This is a genomic window from Marinobacterium iners DSM 11526 (genome assembly GCF_900107855.1).
Taxonomy (GTDB): domain Bacteria; phylum Pseudomonadota; class Gammaproteobacteria; order Pseudomonadales; family Balneatricaceae; genus Marinobacterium; species Marinobacterium iners.
Window position 1 is genome coordinate 182,696 of the sequence record NZ_FNRJ01000005.1, and the last position, 15,823, is coordinate 198,518.

14 protein-coding genes are annotated in these 15,823 nt (G+C 55.5%); 12 read left to right on the forward strand and 2 right to left on the reverse strand.

Annotated features, from left to right (window positions below):
• Positions 1 to 9: 9 nt before the first annotated feature.
• The 11 genes from serC to BLV48_RS07970 all read left to right on the forward strand — a co-directional run bounded on the left by serC (position 10) and on the right by BLV48_RS07970 (position 10,767).
• Complete coding sequence (gene serC, locus BLV48_RS07920; RefSeq protein WP_091825595.1) at positions 10 to 1,092, forward strand: 3-phosphoserine/phosphohydroxythreonine transaminase; 1,083 nt, start codon at positions 10 to 12, stop codon at positions 1,090 to 1,092.
• 2 nt (positions 1,093 to 1,094) lie between these two features.
• The gene (pheA, locus tag BLV48_RS07925) at positions 1,095 to 1,985 is read left to right on the forward strand and encodes a chorismate mutase (RefSeq protein ID WP_091825597.1); all 891 of its coding nucleotides are present in this window, start codon (positions 1,095 to 1,097) and stop codon (positions 1,983 to 1,985) included.
• Positions 1,986 to 2,012: 27 nt separating this feature from the next.
• On the forward strand, positions 2,013 to 3,116 hold the full coding sequence (gene hisC / locus BLV48_RS07930; RefSeq protein WP_091825599.1) for a histidinol-phosphate transaminase: 1,104 nt from the start codon (positions 2,013 to 2,015) through the stop codon (positions 3,114 to 3,116).
• On the forward strand, positions 3,110 to 5,347 hold the full coding sequence (locus BLV48_RS07935; protein WP_091825602.1) for a bifunctional prephenate dehydrogenase/3-phosphoshikimate 1-carboxyvinyltransferase: 2,238 nt from the start codon (positions 3,110 to 3,112) through the stop codon (positions 5,345 to 5,347). Before hisC ends, BLV48_RS07935 begins: the two co-directional genes overlap by 7 nt.
• Positions 5,347 to 6,039: a (d)CMP kinase gene (gene cmk, locus BLV48_RS07940; protein ID WP_091825605.1), complete on the forward strand. Its 693-nt coding sequence runs from the start codon at positions 5,347 to 5,349 to the stop codon at positions 6,037 to 6,039. Before BLV48_RS07935 ends, cmk begins: the two co-directional genes overlap by 1 nt.
• 28 nt (positions 6,040 to 6,067) lie before the next feature.
• Positions 6,068 to 7,750 carry a 30S ribosomal protein S1 gene (gene rpsA, locus BLV48_RS07945; RefSeq protein WP_091825608.1) on the forward strand — a complete coding sequence of 561 codons (1,683 nt, stop codon included), beginning with the start codon at positions 6,068 to 6,070 and terminating at the stop codon, positions 7,748 to 7,750.
• Positions 7,751 to 7,817: 67 nt separating this feature from the next.
• Positions 7,818 to 8,114, forward strand: a complete 297-nt coding sequence (locus BLV48_RS07950) for an integration host factor subunit beta (RefSeq protein WP_091825610.1) — start codon at positions 7,818 to 7,820, stop codon at positions 8,112 to 8,114.
• 39 nt (positions 8,115 to 8,153) lie between these two features.
• Complete coding sequence (locus tag BLV48_RS07955) at positions 8,154 to 8,459, forward strand: LapA family protein (RefSeq protein ID WP_091825613.1); 306 nt, start codon at positions 8,154 to 8,156, stop codon at positions 8,457 to 8,459.
• A gap of 1 nt (position 8,460) precedes the next feature.
• Positions 8,461 to 9,645, forward strand: coding sequence for a lipopolysaccharide assembly protein LapB (lapB, locus tag BLV48_RS07960; protein WP_091825616.1), 1,185 nt, complete (start codon positions 8,461 to 8,463; stop codon positions 9,643 to 9,645).
• An 11-nt stretch (positions 9,646 to 9,656) separates the two neighbouring features.
• Complete coding sequence (gene pyrF, locus BLV48_RS07965) at positions 9,657 to 10,370, forward strand: orotidine-5'-phosphate decarboxylase (protein WP_091825619.1); 714 nt, start codon at positions 9,657 to 9,659, stop codon at positions 10,368 to 10,370.
• 121 nt (positions 10,371 to 10,491) lie between these two features.
• Positions 10,492 to 10,767 carry a ComEA family DNA-binding protein gene (locus tag BLV48_RS07970; protein ID WP_091825622.1) on the forward strand — a complete coding sequence of 92 codons (276 nt, stop codon included), beginning with the start codon at positions 10,492 to 10,494 and terminating at the stop codon, positions 10,765 to 10,767.
• Positions 10,768 to 10,830: 63 nt separating this feature from the next.
• On the opposite strand, the gene BLV48_RS07975 is transcribed toward BLV48_RS07970, so the two are convergent.
• Positions 10,831 to 11,724 carry an AEC family transporter gene (locus BLV48_RS07975; protein ID WP_091825625.1) on the reverse strand — a complete coding sequence of 298 codons (894 nt, stop codon included), beginning with the start codon at positions 11,722 to 11,724 and terminating at the stop codon, positions 10,831 to 10,833.
• A gap of 98 nt (positions 11,725 to 11,822) precedes the next feature.
• Positions 11,823 to 14,651 carry an FAD-binding and (Fe-S)-binding domain-containing protein gene (locus tag BLV48_RS07980; RefSeq protein ID WP_091825628.1) on the reverse strand — a complete coding sequence of 943 codons (2,829 nt, stop codon included), beginning with the start codon at positions 14,649 to 14,651 and terminating at the stop codon, positions 11,823 to 11,825.
• Positions 14,652 to 14,831: 180 nt separating this feature from the next.
• Between BLV48_RS07980 and pdhR the strand changes: the two genes are divergently transcribed.
• A complete protein-coding gene (pdhR, locus tag BLV48_RS07985) occupies positions 14,832 to 15,605 on the forward strand; it encodes a pyruvate dehydrogenase complex transcriptional repressor PdhR (RefSeq protein WP_091825631.1) in 774 nt (257 codons plus the stop codon).
• The last annotated feature ends 218 nt before the right edge of the window (positions 15,606 to 15,823 follow it).

Consider the following 15,823-nt stretch of genomic DNA (forward strand, 5'->3'; position numbering starts at 1 on the left):
AAAACTGAAATGACACGTAAATACAATTTCAGTGCAGGGCCTGGGGCCCTGCCGGAAGAGGTTCTGCAACAGGCACAGGCTGAGCTGCTGGACTGGCACGGTCAGGGGCTCTCCATTATGGAGATGAGCCATCGCAGTGACGAGTATGTTGGCGTTGCGGCCCAGGCCGAGCAGGATCTGCGAGACCTGATGGGCATCCCGGTCAACTACAAGGTGCTGTTCCTGCAGGGTGGTGCAACGGCCCAGTTTGCCATGGTGCCGATGAACCTGCTGCGTGGTGCGAGCTGCGCGGACTATATCGACACCGGCATCTGGTCCGGCAAGGCGGTCAAGGAAGCCCGGCGCTATGCACAGATAAATGTGGCTGCCAGCACCGCAGGCAATAACTACACCTCGGTGCCGGCGCAGTCAGAACTGCAGCTGACGCCTGGGGCGGCCTATCTGCATTACACCACCAACGAAACCATTGGTGGTGTCGAGTTTGACTACATTCCCGATAGCGGCGATGTGCCACTGGTGGCCGATATGTCTTCCGATATTCTGTCTGTCCCTGTGGATGTCAGCCGCTTTGGCCTGATCTACGCCGGCGCACAGAAGAATATTGGTCCTGCTGGTCTGACGGTAGTGATCGTGCGTGAAGATTTGATCGGCCAGACGCTGGCGGGTACGCCAAGCATGTACGACTACAAGATCCACGCTGACGCCGACTCCATGAACAACACGCCACCGACCTTTGGCTGGTATCTGGCCGGGCTGGTGTTCCAGTGGCTCAAACGCCAGGGTGGTGTAGAGGCGATGGCCGAACTGAACCGCCGCAAGGCCGCTAAGCTCTATGCGGCCATTGATGCCAGCGATTTCTACGGCAATCCGGTGGCGATCAACAACCGCTCCATCATGAATGTGCCGTTTACGCTGGCCGATGCCACTTTGGAAAAACGTTTCCTTGAACTGGCAGAAGCAGAAGGAATGCTCAATCTTCAGGGGCATCGCTCTGTTGGTGGCATGCGGGCGAGCATCTATAACGCGGTACCAGAAGCGGCGGTGGATGCGTTGATCGACTTCATGCAGCGGTTCGAAAAAGAGCAGGCCTGAGTATGAAGGCGACTGACAAGGGTGCGGCAGATGCGCAGGAAGCGAAACTGCGGGTGTTGCGTGATCGCATCGATACGGTGGATCGTCAGATCCACCAGCTGCTGAATGATCGCGCTCGGCTGGCACAGGGCGTGGCTGAAGTGAAGGAGCGCTACCGCGAAGGGGGCGAGACACCGGTATTTTACCGACCTGAACGTGAAGCGCAGGTGTTGAGAGCCGTAATGGCCCGCAACGAGGGGCCGTTGCCCGATCAGGCCGTTGCACGCCTGTTTCGCGAGATCATGTCGGTCTGCCTTGCGCTTGAGCAGCCGATGCGTGCGGTGTTCCTCGGTCCTGAAGGCACCTTTACGCAGCAGGCAGCGCAGAAGCATTTCGGGCAGGCTGTTCGTTGTCAGGCGTTGCCAAGCCTGGAGCAGGTGTTCAGTGAAGTGGAGCAGGGCAGTGCTCACTATGCAGTTGTCCCCATCGAGAGTGAGGATGCCGGTTTGATCCGGCATACGCTGGATCTGTTTCGCCGCTTCGGCCTGTATATATGCGGTGAAGTGGAGCTGGCTCCCGAAGCGGCAGCGCAGGCAACTGATCGTTGCCCTCGTTTTCTGGTCGTTGGTCGTGAAGCGGTTGGTCCCAGCGGTGATGACAAAACCTCACTGTTGCTTATCTGCCGTGATGAGCCTGGCGTGCTGCATGATCTTTTGTCGCCTTTTCACCGACGCAATATCAGTCTGACGCGTCTGGAAACACGCAGCAGCGGTGAGCACGACTGGAAAATGCTGTTCTATATTGATTTCGAAGGTCATCGTGAAGATCCCGCAGTTATCGAATTGCTGACGGAACTGGGTGGTCTCGATATCGAGGTAAAATTTCTCGGATCCTACCCGAAAGCGGTGCTCTGAGTTCATACAGTATAAGGATGCCAAGGGATGTCATGTGATTTTATGGCACTGGCGACACCTGGAGTACAGGGGTTGCACCCCTACGAAGCAGGCAAGCCGGTTGAGGAGCTGGAGCGTGAGCTGGGGATACACGATATCATCAAGCTTGCCAGCAATGAGAATCCGCTGGGACCCAGTGCGTATGCGATTGAAGCTGTACAGAAAGCATTGGCCGAAGCTACCCGTTACCCAGACAGTAATGGCTTTCGTCTCAAGGAAGCGCTGCATCAATATTATGGATTGATGCCAGAACAGCTGACGCTGGGTAACGGCTCCAACGACGTGCTTGAGCTGATCGCGCGTGCCTTTCTTCAACCCGGAGATGAAGTTATCTTCTCCGAATACGCCTTTGCGGTGTACCACATTGTGACTCAGGCCTGTAGTGCCAAAGCGGTCATCACGCCTGCTCGTGATTATGGTCACAATCTTCAGGCGATGGCTGAAGCCATTACAGAAAATACCCGCCTGATCTTCATTGCCAACCCGAATAACCCAACCGGCACCGCCTTGATGCGTGACGAGCTGACAGCATTTCTGGCAGCGGTGCCGGAGCATGTCATTGTCGTGCTGGATGAAGCCTATACGGAATATGTTGAGGCTGGAGACTTTCCGGATGGGCTGGAGTTACTGCCTCAGTTCCCGAATCTGGTGGTAACCCGCACATTTTCCAAGGCCTGGGGGCTTGCCGGCCTGCGCGTCGGTTTTGCTGCCGCCAGTACAGTGATTACCGATCTGCTTAACCGTGTACGGCAACCGTTCAATGTATCCCATCTCGCGCTTGCGGCTGCTGAGGCTGTTCTGGATGACGGTGATTACCTGGCTCGCAGTGTCGAGCTTAATCGCAGGGGAATGGCTCAGCTCGAGCAGGGGCTGAAACAGCTTGGAGTCGGTTATATCCCCTCATTCGGGAACTTCATCACTGTCGATATGGCACGCCCGGCCCAGCCCCTGTTTCAGGCACTGCTGCATGAAGGCGTGATCGTGCGGCCATTGGGCGGATACCGGATGCCTCAGCATCTGCGTATCAGTATCGGTCTGACAAATGAAAATGACCGGTTCCTGCGGGCACTCAAACAGGTGCTGGCGTGCTGAACTACTCGGGTAAGTCGCAATACCAGCTCGACAGAGTGCTGATCATTGGCTTGGGGCTGATAGGTGGCTCTTTTGCCAAGGCACTGAAGATTCGTTCCTGTGTTCGTGAAATCGTGGGTGCCGATCGCAGTGAGGAGGAGTGCCGGCTGGGTCTCGAGCTGGGTGTGATTGATCGTGTTGCCACTGACCTTGAAGCGGAAGTGTCAGCGGTTGATCTGATCGTCCTGGCCGTTCCGGTCAAGGCGATGGAAAGTGTGCTTGAACAGATTCGTCCCTGGCTGCGTTTGCGCACACTGGTGACGGATGTCGGCAGCACCAAGGGAAGCCTGGTAGCAGCCGCACGTCGTCTGTTCGGGCAATTGCCACCGACCTTTATTCCTGGGCACCCCATTGCCGGTGCCGAGAAAAGCGGTGTGCGTGCTGCCGATGCTGACCTGTTCGAGCGACATAAGGTGATTCTAACACCGCTGCCCGAGACCGATCCAAATGCCACGCTTGAGTTGGCACGCCTGTGGCAGGCGGTAGGTGCCGAAGTGTTGCAGATGGAAGTTGAGCGGCATGATGAAGTGCTGGCCGCAACAAGCCACTTGCCGCACCTGCTGGCATTTTCGTTGGTCGATACATTGGCGCGTGAAGAGGAAAATCTGGATATTTTCCGTTATGCCGCAGGCGGCTTTCGTGACTTCACGCGCATTGCTGCCAGCGACCCAACCATGTGGCATGACATCTGTGTTGCCAATCGAAGTGCGGTGCTGGCGCAGATTGATCGTTATACCACCGGTCTGACTCGTCTGCGCAGTGCCATTGACACTGGCGATAGCCAGACGATGCTGGGAATCTTCACGCGAGCCAAGGCGGCTCGAGATCACTTTACCCGATTACTGACAGGGTCAGCCTATTCATCGAATGATCATGCGGCTGGAGTAAGCTTGCGTGTCAGCAGTGATGCTGCACCAGTAGGTGAACTGGTATTGCCGGGCGATAAGTCGGTTTCACACAGGGCGATTATTCTTGCGGCCATAGCCGATGGCGTAACGGATATCAGTGGTTTTCTCGAAAGTGAAGACAGCCTGGCGACGTTGCAGGCAATGCGTGATATGGGCGTAGTCATTGAAGGTCCGCATCAGGGCAGGGTCAGAATCTACGGAGTTGGCCTGCATGGGCTTAAACCGCCACCTGGGCCGCTCTACCTGGGTCACTCGGCTACCTCGATGCGTCTTTTGGCGGGTGTGCTGGTCGCTCAGCCGTTCGATACCGAGCTGTTCGGTGACGAGTCCCTGAGTCAACGCAATATGTCACGTGTGGCGGAGCCGCTGCGCCTGATGGGGGCGGATATTGAAACCGGTATTGGCGGCTGCCCGCCACTGAAAATAAAAGGGGGGCGCAGGTTGCGGGGTGTTCGCTATACCCTGCCGATGCCCAGTGCTCAGGTTAAATCAGCGCTGCTGCTGGCAGGGTTGTGGGCGGAAGGTGAAACCCGAGTGGTTGAGCCGGTGGCGACACGTGATCACACCGAACGGATGCTGTCAGCGCTTGGAGTTGATATGAGCAGTGACGCCGGGGAGGTCTGCCTTAAACCTGCTCAATCGCTGCGAGCTGCACCTATCGAAGTTCCGCGCGACCTGTCCTGGGCGACACTGTTCATGCTGGTAGCCAGTCTCAGCCCTGGGGCTGACCTGCTGCTCAAAGGGGTGGGTATTAATCCCAGTCGAGCGGGTGCGCTGCGCGTGCTTGAGCGCATGGGGGCTGTCATTACACTGTCTGAGCAGCACCTCCAGGCAGGGGAACCGGTAGCCGATATTCATGTCAAGGCGGGGCGGCCACTGTCTGCAGTGACAGTGGATCTGTCAGATCTTGCCACGGCCAGCGACGAGGTACCTCTGTTGTTGGTGGCTGCAGCCTGTGCAGTGGGACACAGCCGATTTACCGGGCTGGATGGGTTGCGTCGCAAGGAGGAAGATCCGGTGGCGCAAACAGCGCAGCTGTTACAGCAATTGGGTGTGCGGCTAGAGCTGGATAATGACCGAATCGAAGTAACCGGTGGGTGCATCGAGGGTGGTGAGATCATGTTGAATGGGCAGATCCGAGTTGCCATGGCGGCGCTGGCGGCTGGGCTCTGCGGCGAAAATACACTCAAAATTGGCGGAGGCGGCTGTTTGTTGGCAGCATGCCCCGATCTGATCGAGTTGATGCAAAGACTGGGTCTGAATGTGCATAAGGAGGAGGGCTGATGTCCAGCCAGGAAAAACAGGCCGCCGTCATTACGGTGGATGGCCCTAGTGGGTCGGGCAAGGGAACAGTCTGTCAGTTGCTGGCACGCGAGTTGGGCTGGCACCTGCTGGACAGTGGTGCGCTGTATCGCGTAACCGCTTTGGCTGCCCGTCACCATGGGGTTGAGCTGGATGATGTAGAGGCGCTGGAAGTACTGGCGGCTCACCTTGATGTGCGTTTCAAGGCGACAGATGGGGGGGATACTCAGATTATCCTTGAAGGCGAAGAAGTGACTCATGCCATCCGTAACGAGCGGGTAGGAGAGGATGCTTCGGTAGTGGCGGCGCTGGGACCCGTGCGTGAGGCTTTGTTGAGCCGTCAGCGTGATTTTGCGCTCGCGCCGGGACTGGTGGCTGACGGTCGTGATATGGGCACGGTGGTGTTCCCCCAGGCCGGTTTGAAAATATACCTTGATGCCAGTGCCGAAGAGCGTGCACAACGACGTTATAAGCAGTTGATTAGCAAGGAACCCGGTGCTAGCCTTGGTGATATATTGAACGATATAAAGGCGCGTGATGCACGCGACATGAATCGTGCAGTTGCGCCCCTTAAGCCGGCGCCGGATGCGGTGATACTGGATTCCACCTTGATGAGCATTAAAGAGGTGTTACAAGCCGTATTGGATGAGGCAAGACACAGAGGCCTACGTTGATGTAGCCGAAACCTGGGAAGGATCAGTAATGAGCGAAAGTTTTGCGGAGCTGTTCGAAGAGAGTCTGAAAGAGCTGGATATGGCGCCGGGTTCCATTGTAACCGGCACTGTTGTGGCGATTGAGAATGACTTTGTGATCGTCAATGCCGGACTTAAGTCCGAGGGGGTTATCCCTCTGGAACAGTTCCGTAATGACAAGGGAGAAGTCGATCTGAAGGTGGGTGACGAGGTACGTGTTGCCCTCGAAGCACTGGAAGATGGCTTTGGCTCGACTGTCCTCTCGCGTGAGCGTGCCAAGCGTGCCGAATCCTGGGGAGTGCTGGAGCAGGCCTACGAGGCAGGCGAAAGTGTGCATGGTCATATCGTGGGTCGGGTGCGTGGTGGCCTCACGGTCGAGGTCAATGGCCTCAATGCCTTCCTGCCAGGTTCTCTGGTAGATATTCGTCCGCTGCGTGATACCTCTCACCTTGAAGGTCAGGAACTGGAGTTCCGCATCGTCAAGCTGGATCAGCGCAGCAACAATCTGGTGGTATCTCGCCGTGCCGTGCTGGAGGAGGTCTACAGCAAGGAACGTGAAAAACTGCTGGAAAAAATGGAAGAAGGCCTGGTGGTCAAAGGGATCGTCAAGAACCTTACCGACTACGGTGCCTTTATCGATCTGGGTGGTATCGACGGCCTGCTCCATATTACTGATATTGCCTGGAAGCGAGTCAAGCACCCGAGCGAAGTACTTAACGTCGGTGATGAAATCGATGTGAAGGTGCTGAAATACGATCCTGAGCGCAAGCGCGTTTCTCTGGGTCTGAAGCAGCTGCAGGAAGATCCCTGGAATCAGCTGACCAAGGAATATACCGTTGGCAGCAAGGTCAAGGCGCGGGTTACCAACTTGACCGATTACGGTTGCTTTGCGGAAATCAGTACCGGCGTTGAAGGTTTGGTGCATGTATCCGAAATGGACTGGACCAACAAGAATATCCATCCCTCCAAGGCAGTTCAGGTAGGGGAAGAGATCGAAGTCATGATCCTCGATATCGATCAGCAGCGCCGGCGTATATCACTGGGTATGAAACAGTGCCAGCCGAACCCCTGGGAAGCCTTTTCCAGTCTGTTTGCCAAGGGTGACCGGCTCAAGGGGCGGGTGCGCTCCATTACCGATTTTGGTGTCTTTATCGGGCTTGATGGCGGCATTGACGGTCTGGTCCATCTCTCCGACCTGTCATGGGACCTGCCGGGCGAAGAAGCGATGAAGGCGTACAACAAAGGGGATGAGGTCGAAGCCGTTGTGCTGTCGATTGATCCGGAGCGTGAGCGAGTTGCGCTGGGTATCAAGCAGCTCGATTCCGATCCCTTCACAGAGTATGCCGATCAGCATCCGAAGGGCAGCCGTGTCAGGGGTACTATTCGTGAGGTAACGCTGCGCCAGGCTTTGGTAGAGCTTGCCGAGGGTGTTGAAGGTGTGCTCAAGGTCGCGGAGCTTTCGCATGACCACATCGCTGATCTGACTACTGAGCTTAAATCAGGTGATCAGCTCGAAGCGGCAGTTCAGAGTGTCGATCGCCGTAACCGAACACTTAACCTGTCGGTGCGTCAGTTGGAACAGGAGCAGACCCGTCAGGCGATGAAGTCCGTTCAGGAGCAGCCGGTTGAGGACGCAGGTCCGAAGACCATCGGTGACCTGATCAAGGAACAGATGAAAAAACAGGACTCCTGAGCCAACGGCTCAAGTTCGACTCCGCACCCGGGGCCGGGTGCGGAACCTGGTCTCAACCGGAGGTGTTATGACCAAGTCTGAGTTGATCGAGCGCTTGATAGACGCGCATCCTGAGCTGTCTGTGAAAGATGTGGAGCTGGCAGTGAAAACCATGCTGGATCACATGACCGATGCACTCTCTACCGGTGAGCGCATTGAGATTCGCGGTTTTGGCAGCTTCTCGTTACACTATCGGGCACCGAGAATGGGGCGGAACCCGAAAACCGGCGAAGCGGTACCCTTGCCGGCCAAGCACGTTCCCCACTTCAAGCCTGGCAAGGAACTGAGAGATCAGGTCAATGAAGGACTCAAGACCGGCTATTGATCTCTTGTACCGGGGCGGTACAACGCAGAGGAATTACGAGTGAACTGGCTTAAAAACCTGATTACCATAGTGCTGGGGCTGATCGTTATCGGTGTCGGTATTCTGTTCACCATTCACAACACAGATCAGGTCACCATTGATCTGGTGTTCTTTCAGCTGCCGCAGGCAAGTCTGTCACTCTGGTTGATTGCGACTTTTGTTCTTGGCGCTCTGTGCGGCATTGTGCTGAGCATTTTGACCATTCTGTCCCTTAAAACGAGGCTCCACTCTTCTCAACGCAAGGTGGTTGCCTTTCGCAAGGAGCTGGACCAGTTGCGCACGGCTGGCCTGAAAGACAGTACCTGAAATGAGTGCGGATTATCTGCTTATTGTTCCCCTGTTTCTGGCAGTGGGAGCAGGCTGGTGGTTGGGGCGATCCCAAAACCGTTCGGCGCAGCTTGAGCAGGAACGCAAGGTTAATCTGAGTCGCGAGTACTTCATCGGCCTCGATTACCTGATCAGCGAAAAAACCGATGAGGCGATCGAGAGCTTCATCCGTGCCCTTGAAATCAACTCCGATACCATTCCGGCACACCTCACTCTGGCGAAGCTGTTTCGACGCAAGGGCGATGTTGAACGTGCGATCGGCATTCATCAAAAGCTGCTTGCGCGGCCTGACCTGAGTCAGCAGGACTTTTTGCGTATCCAGATGGCTCTGGCGCGCGATTATGATGCCATCGGCCTGCTCGATCGGGCTGAAAACCTGTTGTCGGATATTATTCGTCAGGCTGGCGGTCAAGAGATGAAGCGCAAGGCGCAAACGCTTTTGATCAAGCTTTACGAAAAAGAGGGTGAGTGGCGGCAGGCACTGGATACCGCCAGCCAGTTGCAGACTCAGGAGTTGCGCGAAATCAGGCATGAGCTTGCGCATTATTGCTGTGAGTTGGCTCAGCGCCTGTCACGGCAGGGTGATGCCGAAGCCGAACGCTTCCTGCGTCAGGCCCTGTTGTATGACCCGAATTGTGCCAGAGCCAGTCTTATACGAGCGAAACTTCAAATCGAGGCCGGGCGCTGGCGACATGCGATCAAGAGTCTCAAGCAGGTACTTGAACAGGATGTGTTGCTGGTCTCCGAAACAATACCGCTGTTACAGCGCTGCTACAGTGAGCTGGGTTCGCTGGCAGAGTTTGAAGGCTATCTGCGTGCCTGTCTCAGCAAAGCACCCTCTGCCAGTGTAATCATTGCGCTGGCCGATCGCATTCGCAGCCAGAAGGACGTGTTTGCGGCTGGTGTCTTTCTGACAGAAGAGCTGAAGAAACGTCCCTCGATAAAGGGCTTTAACCGCCTGATCGACATGCATATTGAGTATGGTTCCAGCAGCGCACGTCAAAGCCTGACAGTGTTGCGCGGCCTGACTGGCCAGCTGGAGCAAAGCAAGCCCGTTTATCAATGTAACCACTGCGGTTTTGCCGGTCGTACGCTGCATTGGCAGTGTCCCTCCTGCAAGCAGTGGAGTAGCACTCGGCCGATCCAGGGACTGGAAGGCGAATAAGAGAGAAGAGCATGACCCTCGATACCAACAGAATCATCGTGGCCCTTGATTATCCCGATCGGGTGGCTGCCCTGCAGATGGCGCAACAGCTTGATCCGGCACTATGCCGCGTCAAGGTAGGCAAGGAACTGTTCACGCGCTGTGGTCCATCCATCGTAGAGGCCTTGCAGAAGCTTGGCTTTGATGTGTTCCTGGATCTGAAGTTTCACGATATCCCCAATACAACGGCACGTGCCGTGCAGGCGGCAGCCGAACTGGGCGTGTGGATGGTCAATGTGCATGCTTCCGGTGGCCGGCGCATGATGGAGGCCTCGCGCGAGGCGCTGGACAAGGTCAATGAGGCCAGTACCCTGCTGATCGCAGTGACCGTTCTGACCAGTATGGAGCGGGGTGATCTGGCCGAGGTCGGTCTGGATATCGACCCGCTGGAACAGGTGGTGCGATTGGCCAGGCTGACGCACAGCAGTGGTTTGGACGGTGTTGTGTGCTCAGCACAGGAAGTTACTGCAATTCGGGCGGCTGTCACAGGCGATTTTGCGCTGGTGACACCTGGAATACGTCCCGCTTCAGCCGAGCAGGGAGATCAGCGTCGGATCATGACCCCGGCACAGGCGATTATTGCTGGCAGTGATTACCTGGTGGTTGGTCGCCCGATCACCCAGGCGGAAGCACCCTCAACCGTTGCTGCCGAGATTCGTGAAGAGGTTTTGGCAGCGCTGGGCTGATATTCCAATCCTGATCCGGATCAATGGATGGTCTGTAAGGGTTGTAAATTACAGTGTGATGGACTTAGAGTATTAGAGCCGGTCAGGGAGTGACTGGCTTCCATATGACAAGGAGAAAGTCATGATCAAACGCCTGCTGTCTGCCGCCGCTCTCGCCGGTGCGCTACTGTTCTCACCCCTGTCCATGGCCGCTGAACCGATTGATATCAATACGGCTACAGCCGCTGAAATTGCAACTTCCCTTAATGGTGTTGGGCCTGCAAAGGCTGAAGCAATTGTTGCGTATCGTGAAGCCAATGGTCCTTTCGTCAGTGTCGATCAATTGACTGACGTAAAGGGCATCGGCGCTGCCACGATCGAGAAAAATCGCACTCAGATTATCATCGAACCCCGCTGACCCCTTGCCATCACTCCCTGATCCATACTCTGAGGCAGGCAAAACCGCCTGCCGCTGCCCGTTCTAAAGTACGAATGCGAGCACCACCGGAATGGTGACAAGGCTTCCGATATTGCCGATCAGTACAATCGATGCAACCAGATGTGGCTCCTGATTGTAGCGTTCTGCGATCATGTAATTCAGTACTGCCGGCGGCAAGGCGCCGAAGATCAGCAGATAGGCAAAATATTCGGTGGGCAGATTTAGTATCGGGTATAACATAAGCGCTACCGCGATGCCGCTCAGTGGAGCGAGTATGGCCCCCCACACCCCAACTCTCCAGTGGGTAAAGTCCACGCTGGTCATCCGTACGCCAAGTGCAAACAGCATCAGTGGGATCGCGATCTGACCCAGCATATCAATAGGGACCTGTGCGGTTGTGGGCAGCGTAACATTGAAGCTGCTGACCAGTAATCCGGCAATGGTGGCGATGATCATTGGCATGCGCAGCACGTTCAGAGGGTTGGTACGATGGTCCAGCATGTAGGTGCCCACCGTGAAGTGAAGCAGGTTTTCCACCAGAAAAAGTACAACAGCGGCTGGCAATGCTTGCTCGCCAAACGCGAGTACCAGCAGTGGTATGCCAAGGTTGCCGCTGTTGTTGAACATCATGGGGGGGAGAAACGTCTTGCCTTTGACGCCCATTAGGCGGCAAACAGGCAGCAGCAATAACCCCGATCCCAGTACAACCACAGCGGCCCCAATGGCCAGCATGGAGTAGGTTGGCAAATCGAAGGATTTTGCAGACATGACCGAAAAGATCAGTGCGGGGCAAAATACATCGATGTTGATCCGGTTGGCGATCGACATGTCAGTGTTGCGCCAGCGGGCATAGAAATAGCCCACGCTGACGATGGCAACCAGCGGGAATACGGTCTGAAAGATCCGTTCCAGCAGTGTGTAAACCGTGCTTTCCATATCCTTTCCTTAATCCTGCAGATACCAGCGACCGGTAGGGCGGTCCTATCGAACCGCACAGTGTACAGGATTTGCCATGATCGATGCAGAGGCGGTAATCAGGGTTGTCTTGGCCTTGAACACTGATCAATCAGGTACACCGGAGAACGGTATTCAATACCACTGTGGTGGCTGAGGCCAATCTCACAGGTGCGACTTGTGGAATAGCCTTCACTGCAGTGGGCGACAGAGTCTTTCAGTGTGCGCAGTGCCGAAGCATTCAATTCAGGTGTGGTAAAACCCTTGTCACCCGCAAAGCCACAACAGGTTATCTGCTCGGGAATCACCAGGTTGCGGCAACAGGCAGATAGAATGCGTTTAAGGGGCTCTGCCAGTCCCATCCTTGTGGTGCTGCAGGTGACATGCAGAGCAACGGGACCTTCTATCGGATCAATAATCAGCTGCGGCAGTACGAAACGGTCCAAGAACTCAATGCTGTCAAATAACTGCAGAGCCGGATCGAGTCCTTCCTGCAGTCGCAAAGAGCAGGGGCTAGTGTCTGAATACACTGGAATGGTGCCTTGGCGGGTCAAGTTCATCAAGACACGATTGAGCTCGTTGCGCTTTTGTTCAGCTGCCTCAAACATGCCCTTGGATTGAAAGGGCATGCCGCAGCAGAGCCCGTCAGATTGAGTCGGCAGAATGACCTCAAAGCCGGCTTTTTCCAGCAGTGTGATTGTTTTGTCTGCCAGCGAGGATTTGTCTGCCGCCCCGCGCATGGGCCCCATGGTACGGCTGGCGCAGCTGGGCAGGTAAACGACCTGCCCTGTGGCACCGGTGCTGTGGTTACCGCGGGTAGCGGAGAGAGCGGGAGCCGCGGTCGGCATGGCTGGGGTCCATTGCTGTACCCGGTTACCACTGATCTTGCGCAGACCACGCGTCAGGCCGCTCATGGCTGATGTGCCGATCAACCGGTGTGTAGTATCGGCGATGCGGAAAGCGGCCTTGCTAAGACGCATGGCGCCTCCATAGTGGCTGGCAATCCAGGCGGCAGTGTTTTCATGGGACTCATTGTGAAAGTGACGGATTTCACGGGTCAGGTCACCGGTATTGATACCGACAGGACAGCTGGTTGAACACAGACCACAGGCGGCACAGGTTGTATCGCCCTGATAGTCGTAGTCCTTTTTCAACTGACGCAGGCGCTCTGCATCATCGCCGCTGCGCTCAAGCCGCTGAATCTCGCGCCAGACCGCGATACGCTGGCGCGGTGTCAGAGTCAGGTCTCGCGAGGGGCAAACCGGCTCACAAAAACCGCACTCAATGCACTTGTCTACCAGCGGGTTGGCGGCGGGCAGGGGTTTAAGGTTTTTCAGATGTACCTGCTGATCGCGGTTGAGAATGACGCCGGGGTTGAGAATGCCGGTTGGATCAAGAAGTTGTTTGAGTTCCCACATCAGTTCATATGCGTCGGTGCCCCACTCCAGTTCGACATAGGGAGCCATGTTGCGCCCGGTGCCATGCTCTGCCTTGAGTGAACCACCATAAACTTCGACCACCAGCTTGGCGACATCGTCCATCAGCCCTTCATACCTTATCAGAGCCTCCTGAGTGTCAAACGATTGTGTGAACACAAAGTGAAGGTTGCCTTCCAATGCATGGCCAAAAATCAGGGCTTCGGGGTACTCCCAGCGCTGGAACAGCCGGTGCAGATCGGCAACGGCATCCGCGAGGCGCTCAACCGGGAAAGCGACATCCTCAATGATGACGGTAGTGCCGGTTTCACGCACGGCGCCAACGGCAGGGAAAAGGCCCTTGCGGATCGCCCAGTAACGCGCACATTCGTCCGGATCTGTGCTGAACTCAACCGGTCTCAGGGTTTCAAGATGGATCAGGCTGGCGCAGATAACATCAATTTGCTGCTGCAGTACTGCAGCGGTTTTTGCGCGGGTTTCAATCAACAGTGCCGCGGCATCATCGGGCAGTTCGCGCATGAAGTCCGGCATGCCGGGCTTGTTTTCGACCGAGCGCAGGCCGGCGCGATCCATCAGCTCGACGGCGGCGACTGGTGTTGCCTTGAGCAGTGCGACAGCCTCGCATGTGGTGCGTACATCATTGAAAAACACCAGGGCGGAGGCCTTGCAGGGATGTTCGGGTACGGTTTTGTAGGTGATCTCGGAAATGAAGCCCAGCGTCCCCTCGGATCCAATCATCAAGTGCTGAAGAATATCGATCGGGTCACCAAAGTCGATCAGTGCGTTGAGCGAATAGCCGGTAGTGTTCTTGAGCCGATATTTGTGTTCGATTTTCTGGCGCAAGGATGTATTTGAGCGAGTCAGCTCTGCCAGTGATCCAAGCGCGTTGAGCATGCAGCGGTGCTGTTGCCGGAACTGCTCGACAGACTCCGGGTTGCCAGTGTCAAGAACGCTGCCATCGGACAGAATCATACGCATGCTGGCGAGCGTGCGATAACTGTTCTGCGCCGTACCACAACACATGCCACTGGCATTGTTGGCGGCAATGCCGCCAATTTTGGCGGCGTTGATGGAGGCGGGGTCTGGTCCGATCTTGCGCTGAAAAGGTGCCAGATAACGGTTGGCATGGGCACCAATGACACCGGGTTGCAGGCGTATTTCACTGGCATCGGCGTTGATTTTGTGGCCATTCCACCCATCCCCCAGCTGGACCAGTATGGAATCGGTTACGGCCTGGCCTGACAGACTTGTACCGGCTGCCCTGAAAGTGAGAGGCAAGGCGTGCGCGTTGGCCAGGCTGATTAGCTTGATGACTTCCTGCTCATTTTCCACGCGCACAACCAGCTGTGGAGTCAGGCGATAGAAACTGGCATCCGTACCATAAGCCAGGGTTCGCAGTGGATCGCTGATCAGCCGCTGCTTCGGAATAAAGGTTTTGAGCTGGTCGAGAATTGCCTGATAGCGAGCCTGCATGTTTAAGTACCTAAAACTGGTAAGACCAATTATCCATATTTATTTTTCAGACTTTATTGTGATCCTGTTTGGCTGTCAATTGCTCATTAAACAGGCAATATGAAAAAACAGATGCTTGAATAATTGGTCAAGCCAATTTATGTTGAAGCTTAAACTTATCCACTGGGTTAACCACGCGTCATGTCGTATCAGCGAGTCAAACAGCCAAAAATTTCAGATGTCATCATGCAACAGCTTGAAACGATGATTCTGGAGGGTACGCTCAAGCCGGGGCAGCGCCTGCCACCGGAACGAGAGCTGGCCAAACAGTTTGATGTTTCTCGTCCTTCGTTGCGCGAGGCGATGCAGAAACTGGCTGCGCGTGGGCTACTGAACAGTCGTCAGGGTGGTGGCACTTTTGTGTCGGAAGAGATTGGCGGCAGTTTGTCGGATCCTCTGCTGGAACTGTTCCGAACCCATCCCGAGTCACAATATGATCTGCTGGAGTTTCGCCATGCACTGGAAGGTGTCAGTGCCTACTATGCGGCGCTTCGTTCCACGGCTGCAGACAAACTGGAAATTCAGGCTCGTTTTGATGAGTTGCAACAGTTCCATGAGCAGAAATCTTTCGACCGAGAAGTGGCCGCTGATGTCGAGTTTCATCTGGCGATTGCCGCCGCGACCCATAACGTGGTGCTGCTGCACATGATGCGTGCCCTGTTTACCCTGCTGCGTCAGCACATTTGGGACAACCTTGAGCAGATTTATCCCAAACATGATATGCGCGGACGAATCCATGACCAGCACTATCTGCTGCTGCAGGCGATTTTGGCGGGTGATCCTGAAACGGCACGTCAGGCTGCCCATGACCATCTGGCATATGTGGAAGAGGTGTTGCTTGAGCGAGGCAGAGAACAGACTCGACTGGAAAGAGCGCTCAGACGCGCTAACCTGAGTCATGAGGATGCAACTTGACATTGTCAAAATACTACATCAGGCCCGCTCGAAATACGGGTTAATGCCTAGGAAAATGCGCTATCTGGACAGTGCTTGGGAGTAATTGTAGTATTACTACACACAAAATCATAACAACCGGGACGGCCCGGGGTGCTCCGGCGTGTAATCCATGCCAGTATCAGGCCAGTCTTGGCACATCCACGCTTACAAGTGATCGGAGAAGGCAAAGTGCGAGA

Bases quoted from the DNA above. Each gene is read 5' to 3' on its own strand.
- serC (WP_091825595.1), top strand. From the start codon at position 10: ATGACACGTAAATACAATTTCAGTGCAGGGCCTGGGGCCCTGCCGGAA.
- pheA (WP_091825597.1), top strand. From the start codon at position 1,095: ATGAAGGCGACTGACAAGGGTGCGGCAGATGCGCAGGAAGCGAAACTG.
- hisC (WP_091825599.1), top strand. From the start codon at position 2,013: ATGTCATGTGATTTTATGGCACTGGCGACACCTGGAGTACAGGGGTTG.
- cmk (WP_091825605.1), top strand. From the start codon at position 5,347: ATGTCCAGCCAGGAAAAACAGGCCGCCGTCATTACGGTGGATGGCCCT.
- rpsA (WP_091825608.1), top strand. From the start codon at position 6,068: ATGAGCGAAAGTTTTGCGGAGCTGTTCGAAGAGAGTCTGAAAGAGCTG.
- BLV48_RS07950 (WP_091825610.1), top strand. From the start codon at position 7,818: ATGACCAAGTCTGAGTTGATCGAGCGCTTGATAGACGCGCATCCTGAG.
- lapB (WP_091825616.1), top strand. From the start codon at position 8,461: ATGAGTGCGGATTATCTGCTTATTGTTCCCCTGTTTCTGGCAGTGGGA.
- pyrF (WP_091825619.1), top strand. From the start codon at position 9,657: ATGACCCTCGATACCAACAGAATCATCGTGGCCCTTGATTATCCCGAT.
- BLV48_RS07970 (WP_091825622.1), top strand. From the start codon at position 10,492: ATGATCAAACGCCTGCTGTCTGCCGCCGCTCTCGCCGGTGCGCTACTG.
- BLV48_RS07975 (WP_091825625.1), bottom strand. From the start codon at position 11,724: ATGGAAAGCACGGTTTACACACTGCTGGAACGGATCTTTCAGACCGTA.
- BLV48_RS07980 (WP_091825628.1), bottom strand. From the start codon at position 14,651: ATGCAGGCTCGCTATCAGGCAATTCTCGACCAGCTCAAAACCTTTATT.
- pdhR (WP_091825631.1), top strand. From the start codon at position 14,832: ATGTCGTATCAGCGAGTCAAACAGCCAAAAATTTCAGATGTCATCATG.